Source organism: Burkholderia sp. Ax-1720, from assembly GCF_011753035.1.
Taxonomy (GTDB): Bacteria; Pseudomonadota; Gammaproteobacteria; order Burkholderiales; family Burkholderiaceae; genus Burkholderia; species Burkholderia gladioli.
On sequence record NZ_VWWK01000279.1, the window covers coordinates 1 to 6244 of the forward strand.

The 6244-nt window shown below is 71.1% G+C and carries 7 protein-coding genes; 3 read left to right on the forward strand and 4 right to left on the reverse strand.

Annotation, left to right across the window (positions count from 1 at the left end; translation table 11 throughout):
- Nucleotides 1–61: 61 nt before the first annotated feature.
- On the forward strand, nt 62–955 hold the full coding sequence (gene gluQRS / locus F3J18_RS35090; protein WP_166916704.1) for a tRNA glutamyl-Q(34) synthetase GluQRS: 894 nt from the start codon (nt 62–64) through the stop codon (nt 953–955).
- A 97-nt stretch (nt 956–1052) separates the two neighbouring features.
- Here the strand turns inward: gluQRS and F3J18_RS35095 are convergent, their stop codons facing one another.
- From F3J18_RS35095 to purT, 4 genes are all read right to left on the reverse strand, one after another.
- Nucleotides 1053–2519, reverse strand: a complete 1467-nt coding sequence (locus F3J18_RS35095) for a DEAD/DEAH box helicase (RefSeq protein WP_025096522.1) — start codon at nt 2517–2519, stop codon at nt 1053–1055.
- Between the two features lie 224 nt (nt 2520–2743).
- Nucleotides 2744–3127: an MliC family protein gene (locus F3J18_RS35100; protein WP_025096523.1), complete on the reverse strand. Its 384-nt coding sequence runs from the start codon at nt 3125–3127 to the stop codon at nt 2744–2746.
- A gap of 50 nt (nt 3128–3177) precedes the next feature.
- Nucleotides 3178–3339 (reverse strand): DUF6726 family protein, encoded by a 162-nt coding sequence (locus F3J18_RS35105; protein WP_017919513.1) that lies wholly within the window; start codon nt 3337–3339, stop codon nt 3178–3180.
- Between the two features lie 164 nt (nt 3340–3503).
- The gene (gene purT / locus F3J18_RS35110; protein WP_166916706.1) at nt 3504–4718 is read right to left on the reverse strand and encodes a formate-dependent phosphoribosylglycinamide formyltransferase; all 1215 of its coding nucleotides are present in this window, start codon (nt 4716–4718) and stop codon (nt 3504–3506) included.
- A gap of 210 nt (nt 4719–4928) precedes the next feature.
- On the opposite strand from purT, the gene F3J18_RS35115 reads away from it, so the two are divergent.
- Nucleotides 4929–5489, forward strand: a complete 561-nt coding sequence (locus tag F3J18_RS35115) for an META domain-containing protein (protein WP_166916708.1) — start codon at nt 4929–4931, stop codon at nt 5487–5489.
- Between the two features lie 168 nt (nt 5490–5657).
- Nucleotides 5658–6244 (forward strand): DNA translocase FtsK 4TM domain-containing protein (locus tag F3J18_RS35120; RefSeq protein WP_205195702.1); only part of this gene is annotated, 587 nt, incomplete at its 3' end.

The following is a 6244-nucleotide window of genomic DNA, read 5'->3' on the forward strand; positions in this document are numbered from 1 at the left end:
CCTGCCGCCCGCCCGGCGGCCTGAGCCCGGGCCGCGCCGCCTCTGCCTGCCAGGGTCTCGCTTGACACCACGCTATCGCGGCCGTTTCGCGCCCTCGCCCACCGGCCCGCTGCATTTCGGCTCGCTGGTCGGCGCGCTCGCCAGCTGGCTCGACGCGCGCGCCCACGCGGGCGACTGGCTGGTGCGCATCGAGGACGTCGACGGCCCGCGCACGGTGCCCGGCGCCGCGCGGGAAATCCTCGCCACGCTCGCCGCCTTCGGCCTGAACCCCGACGAACCGCCCGTCTGGCAGAGCCGGCGCGACGCCGAATACACGGCCGCGCTCGACGCGTTGACGGCGACCGGCCATGTCTATCCTTGCGGCTGCACGCGCAAGGAGATCGCCGACTCGCTGCGCGCCGCGCACGAGCGCCACACCACGCTGGCCTATCCCGGCACCTGCCGCGACGGCCTGCATGGCAAGCCGGCCCGCGCCTGGCGGCTGCGGGTGCCCGACGGCACGGCGGCCGTGATCGGCTTCGACGATCGCTGGCAGGGCCGGCAGTCGCAGGATCTCGCCACCGAGGTCGGCGATTTCGTGCTCAGGCGTGCCGACGGCCAATGGGCCTACCAGCTCGCCGTGGTGGTCGACGATCGAGATGCCGGCATCACCCACGTGGTGCGCGGCGTCGACCTGCTCGATTCGACGGCCCGGCAGATCCATCTCCAGCACTGCCTCGGCGCGCCGACGCCGGCCTATCTGCATGTGCCCGTGGTGGTCGACGCGAACGGCGAGAAGCTCAGCAAGCAGACCGGCGCCAGCGCGCTCGACGCCTCGGCGCCGCTGGTCTCGCTGAACGCCGCGGCAGACCACCTGGGGCTCGGGCTGGCGCCATCCGCGCGTGCCTCGCGCGATGTCTTCTTCTCGGCCGCCACGGCCGCCTGGGCCGCTCGTTTCGGTCCCGGCGCGCGCTGAGCGCGCCTTACGCCGCGCCGCGTTTTTCTCCCGGTAAACGGAAACGGGCGGATGCTCTCGCATCCGCCCGTTTTCAGGCTTTCAGGCCGGATTTCGCTCAGGAAGACGTGCGGCGCGGCATGCCGAAGCCGCCCAGCAGCGCGGCCAGCGGCTGCTTCGACTTCTTCTCGCTCGATGCCGGCTGTTTGGTCGCCTCCTCGGGCTCGCGCGCGCTCGGCGACGGCTCGTAGGGCTTCAGGAAAAACTCGTCGACCGGCGCCTCGCGGCGCGAATGATGGTGATGCGTGCGCTCGCCGCCGTGCCCGTGCGAACGGCGCGGGCCGCGCGATTCGTCGCGATCGCGGCTGCGCTCGCTGCGTTCGCCACGCTCGCCGCGTTCCTGGCGCGCGCGCACCGGCGCGTCGATCGCGAGCGGCTGCAGCGGCAGGTCGCGCTTGATCAGCTTCTCGATATCGGCCAGTTGCTTGCGCTCGTTCGGGCTGCACAGCGACAGCGCGTCGCCCGAGGCGCCCGCGCGGCCGGTCCGGCCGATGCGGTGCACGTAATCCTCGGCGTTGAAGGGCAGGTCGAAGTTGATCACGGCCGGCAGCTCGGCGATGTCCAGGCCGCGCGCGGCCACGTCGGTGGCGACCAGCGCCTCGACCTCGCCGCGCTTGAAGGCATCCAGCGCCTGCATCCGCTCGTTCTGGGAGCGGTCGCCGTGGATCGCGGTGGCGACCACGCCGTCGCGCTCGAGCTGGCGCGCCAGGCGGCTCGCGCCGATCTTGCTGTTGCAGAACACGATCACCTGCTTGAGCGAGCGATCACGGATCAGCTTGACCACCGCGGCCTGCTTGTCGCCCTCGGCGATCTCGTAGACCACCTGCGTGACATTGGTGGCCGTCGCATTGCTGCGCGCCACCTCGATGGTCTGCGGGTTGCTCAGGTAGGTCGAGGCCAGCTTCTTGATCTCGGGCGAGAAGGTGGCCGAGAACAGCAGGGTCTGGCGCTGCTTGGGCAGCAGGTTCAGGATCCGCTGCAGGTCGGGCAGGAAGCCCATGTCGAGCATGCGGTCGGCCTCGTCGAGCACCAGCATCTGCACCTGGCCGAGGTTGGCCGTCTTCTGCTGCACGTGGTCGAGCAGGCGGCCCGGCGTGGCGATCAGGATCTCGACGCCGCGGCGCAGCTCGGCCATCTGCGGGTTCATGTCGACGCCGCCGAACACCACCGCGCTGCGCAGCGCGGTGTGCTTCGCGTAGGAATGCACGTTGGCGGCCACCTGGTCGGCCAGCTCGCGCGTCGGCGTGAGGATCAGCGCGCGCACCGGGTGGCGCGCCGGCGAGGCGCTGCTGCTGGCCTGCGGCAACAGGCGCTGGATGATCGGCAGCGAGAAGCTGGCGGTCTTGCCGGTGCCCGTCTGCGCGGCGCCCATCACGTCGCGCCCGGACAGCACGACCGGAATCGCCTTGGCCTGGATCGGCGTCGGCGTCGTATAGCCCTGCTCCGCAATGGCCTTCAGAATGTCGGGCGCGAGGCCGAACTGATCGAAAGTTGCGTCGACGGACGTGGCTGCTGAATCGGACATGGTTGGCGTTTCGCTCAAATGGCGCGGCGGGAATTCGGGTGTGGCCGGGCCGATTGCCGGTGGCCGCACGAACAACACGGTGGAATGAATGACGGAACTGCTGCGACGCGCCGCGCGACGCCGCCACGGCGCCGGGTCGAACCCGGCGCGCCGCCCCGTGCGGCCGAACGCCGACGGAAAGGGCGGTATTGTAGCACTGGCCCGTGACGGCGCCCGTCCGCGCCTCAGGGACGCTTGCGGCGGCCCTGGATCTCCTGGCAGTCCGCCAGCAGCGGCGCCGCCGAGCTGCCGGCGATCTCGTCGCTCAGCGTGGCGGCCGGCCCCTTGGTCCACCAGGTGTAGCGGCCAGCCTGGTAGCGCGCGCCCGAGGCCGACAGCGTGTCGACGAACAGCATCGGCTGGCCGTTCACCGGTACCAGCGCGAAACTCTGGCCGTTGCGGGCCAGCCAGTAGGCGACCCGCACCGGCCGCGCCTGGTTCGCGCACTGGTAGCGGGTGAAGCTGCGCGCGTCGGTATCGATTTCCTCGACGGTCAGCTGCGCGGCCTGGGCCGCCGATATGCCCGCGAGGCCGACCAGCAGGCCCGCGGCGAAAATGATGCGCTTCATGCGCGTGCTCCTTGCCCCTGCCCGGGCGCTGCCATGCCTGGCCAACTCGATCAGGGATCGATCACGCCGGCACAGGCATCGGTCGGCGCGGCCGCCACATGGCCGACCACCGGCACGATCTTGAGGCCGGCCGACGCGACCCGGCACGGCGCCGCGGCCAGGCCGCAGCCCGACACCGCCAGGCACAGCGTCGCGATAAGTACCCATTTCATCTCGAGACTCCTCGGCCGCAGCGTTTGGCTGCCGCGGCCTTCGATACGGTTTGCGTGAAATCGGGCCGGATCGATGCACGCCTTCCCGGCACGGAAAAACACGCACGACCCGCTTCCACCCGGGTGGGCCGGCACCTGCCCCGCCCCAGCCCGGCCGTGCCGCCTCAGCGCGCGGACACGGGCCGGACCGCCGCAGCGGCCCGCTTGGCGCGCTCGCGCGCCTCGTCGACATCGGCGCCGATCGCCACCGCCACGCCCATGCGACGCTTGGTGAAGCTCTCGGGCTTGCCGAACAGGCGCAGGTCGACGCCCGGCACGGCCAGCGCCTCGGCCACGCCCTCGAAGGCGATGCCGGCCTCGTCCAGGCCGCCGTAGATCACCGCCGAGGCGGCCGGCGACGTGAGGGCCGGATCGACCGGCAGGCCGAGGATGGCACGCGCATGCAGCTCGAACTCCGACTGCCGCTGCGAGGCCAGCGTCACCAGCCCCGTGTCGTGCGGACGCGGGCTGACCTCGGAGAACCAGACTTCGTCGCCGCGCACGAACAGCTCGACGCCGAACAGGCCGCGGCCGCCCAGGGCCGTCGTCACTTGGTGTGCAATCTCGCGCGAACGTTCCCGGGCAATCGCGCTCATCGGCTGCGGCTGCCAGGATTCCACGTAGTCGCCGGCGACCTGCAGGTGGCCGACCGGGTCGCAGAAATAGGTCCGGGTTTCCTTGCTGGCCGGGTCGATCGCGCGCACCGTGAGCTGGGTGATCTCGTAGTCGAAATCGATGAAACCCTCGACGATCACGCGGCCGTGGTTCACGCGCCCGCCCGCCATCGCATGCTGCCAGGCCGGCTCGACATCGGCCTCGCCGCGCAGCACCGACTGCCCCTTGCCCGAGGACGACATCACCGGCTTGACCACGCAGGGGAAACTGATCGAGGCCACCGCGGCGCGGAATTCCTCGATGGATTGCGCGAACGCGTAGGGCGAGGTCGGCAGGCCGAGCTCCTCGGCCGCCAGGCGGCGGATACCCTCGCGGTTCATGGTGAGCTGGGTGGCGCGCGCGGTCGGGATCACCTCGGCGAGGCGCTCGGACTCGATCGCGGCCAGCGCGTCGGTGGCGATCGCCTCGATCTCGGGCACGATCAGGTGCGGCTGCTCGGCCTCGACCAGCGCGCGCAGCGCGGCCGCGTCGGTCATGTCGATCACGTGCGCGCGATGCGCGACCTGGTGGCCGGGCGCGTTCGCGTAGCGATCGACGGCGATCACTTCGACGCCGAGGCGCTGCAACGCGATGATGACTTCCTTGCCGAGTTCGCCGGCGCCCAGCAGCATGACGCGCGTGGCGGAGGGCGAGAGCGGCGTACCGAGCCGCTGACCGATCTGCATGAGATTTCCCGCTGAAAAGATTGGGGTGAAGACGTGGATACGACCAAGGCGCGATGTTAACACGCAGCTTCGGCGCGAACCGGCCTGCAGGCGACGACGCAACCGGCGACAGAACGTTTCGCGCCGCCGATGGTCGGCTCGCCTCGCGCGCTCCGACTGCGTTACTCTTACGCCTTTGCCAGCATCACCATGAATTCGAGGAACGAGGCCATGCATAAACCTTCCGCGGCCGCGCGCACGCGCCCCAGCTTCGTCCGTTCGCTGCGCGCGCCGCTGGCCGCGATCTCGCTGGCCGCGCTGGCCGCCTGCGCGATCCCGACCCACCCCGATTCCTCCGCCCCGCCCTCCGATCCGTTCAACCCCGCCGCGATCCAGTTGATCGACGACACCAGCTGGCAGTTGGCGAGCTGGCGCAATGCCGACGGCACGCAGCGCGAGCTGCCGCCGCAGGATCAGGGCGCGAACGGCCAGCCGGCCGTGCCGACGCTGACGCTGTCGACCGCCGACGGCGTGCGCCGCGCCTCGGGCGTCTCGGGCTGCAACCGCTTCGGCGGCACCTATGCCGTGAAGAACGGGCTGCTCAGCTTCGGGCCGCTGGCCGGCACGCGCATGGCCTGCCCGAACAGCGCCGGCGGCAAGCTGGAGGCGCCGTACCTCGACGCGCTCGCGCACGTCACCAAGGCCGGCCTGCAGATGCAGGCGCCGCAACAGCTCTATCTGGTCACGCAGGATGGCGCGACACTGACATTCTCCCGTCGCGACACCCCGTGATCCTGTCGAGATGCGCGGCGGCACGGCGCGCCTCGGCGGCAGGTAATACAACAGGAAGACACAAGATCCTTCCGGCTCGCGGCCCGCGCGCGCGGGCCGGATGCACCGGACGCTCAAACCCGACGGGCCGCGCGCGGCGCCCGTCCTCGTGATCCCACGTTTCCAGGTATGCATACGGTAGTTTTCGGCTGGTTCGGTATTTCGGCCGTCTGGTTCATTCCCCTCGTCTGGCGGCTCGTCAAGGGCATGCTGCCGGGTGGCGCCAAGGGCGGCTCGATCCGTCTGTGGCTCGGCTTCGCGAGCGTGTTCGTCGCGAGCTGCACGCTCGCCACCGCCCTGCCTGGCGACGCCGGCACCGACCGCTTCGGCCAGTTGCTCGCCACCGGCTTCGAGCACGTGTTCGGCCATATCGGCACGCCGCTGGTGATGGTGGTGTTGCTGGTGGCCGGCCTGCCCTGGCTGTTCGGGCTCGACTGGCACACCACCAACGACTGGCTCGACGCCTCCTTCGGGTTCCGCCTGGGCCGCGGCTCGCGGCGAGACGAGGACGAGCCGCGCTCGGTGGCCGACCTGCCGCGCAGCGCCCTGCACCGCGACGAGGACCGCCGCGTGCGGCGCGCCGGCGACGTGCAGCCCTCGACGGCGAACACCATCAACTCGATGGCGCCCAAGCGCAACGGGCGCTTCGCGCGGCCGACGCTGTGGCGGCCCGATCCGAAGCGCGACACGGCGCGCGATGCGCGGCGCGAGCCACG

Coding starts and splice junctions, on each gene's coding strand:
- F3J18_RS35115 (WP_166916708.1), top strand. CDS start 4,929: ATGCATAAACCTTCCGCGGCCGCGCGCACGCGCCCCAGCTTCGTCCGT.
- F3J18_RS35095 (WP_025096522.1), bottom strand. CDS start 2,519: ATGTCCGATTCAGCAGCCACGTCCGTCGACGCAACTTTCGATCAGTTC.
- F3J18_RS35100 (WP_025096523.1), bottom strand. CDS start 3,127: ATGAAGCGCATCATTTTCGCCGCGGGCCTGCTGGTCGGCCTCGCGGGC.
- F3J18_RS35105 (WP_017919513.1), bottom strand. CDS start 3,339: ATGAAATGGGTACTTATCGCGACGCTGTGCCTGGCGGTGTCGGGCTGC.
- purT (WP_166916706.1), bottom strand. CDS start 4,718: ATGCAGATCGGTCAGCGGCTCGGTACGCCGCTCTCGCCCTCCGCCACG.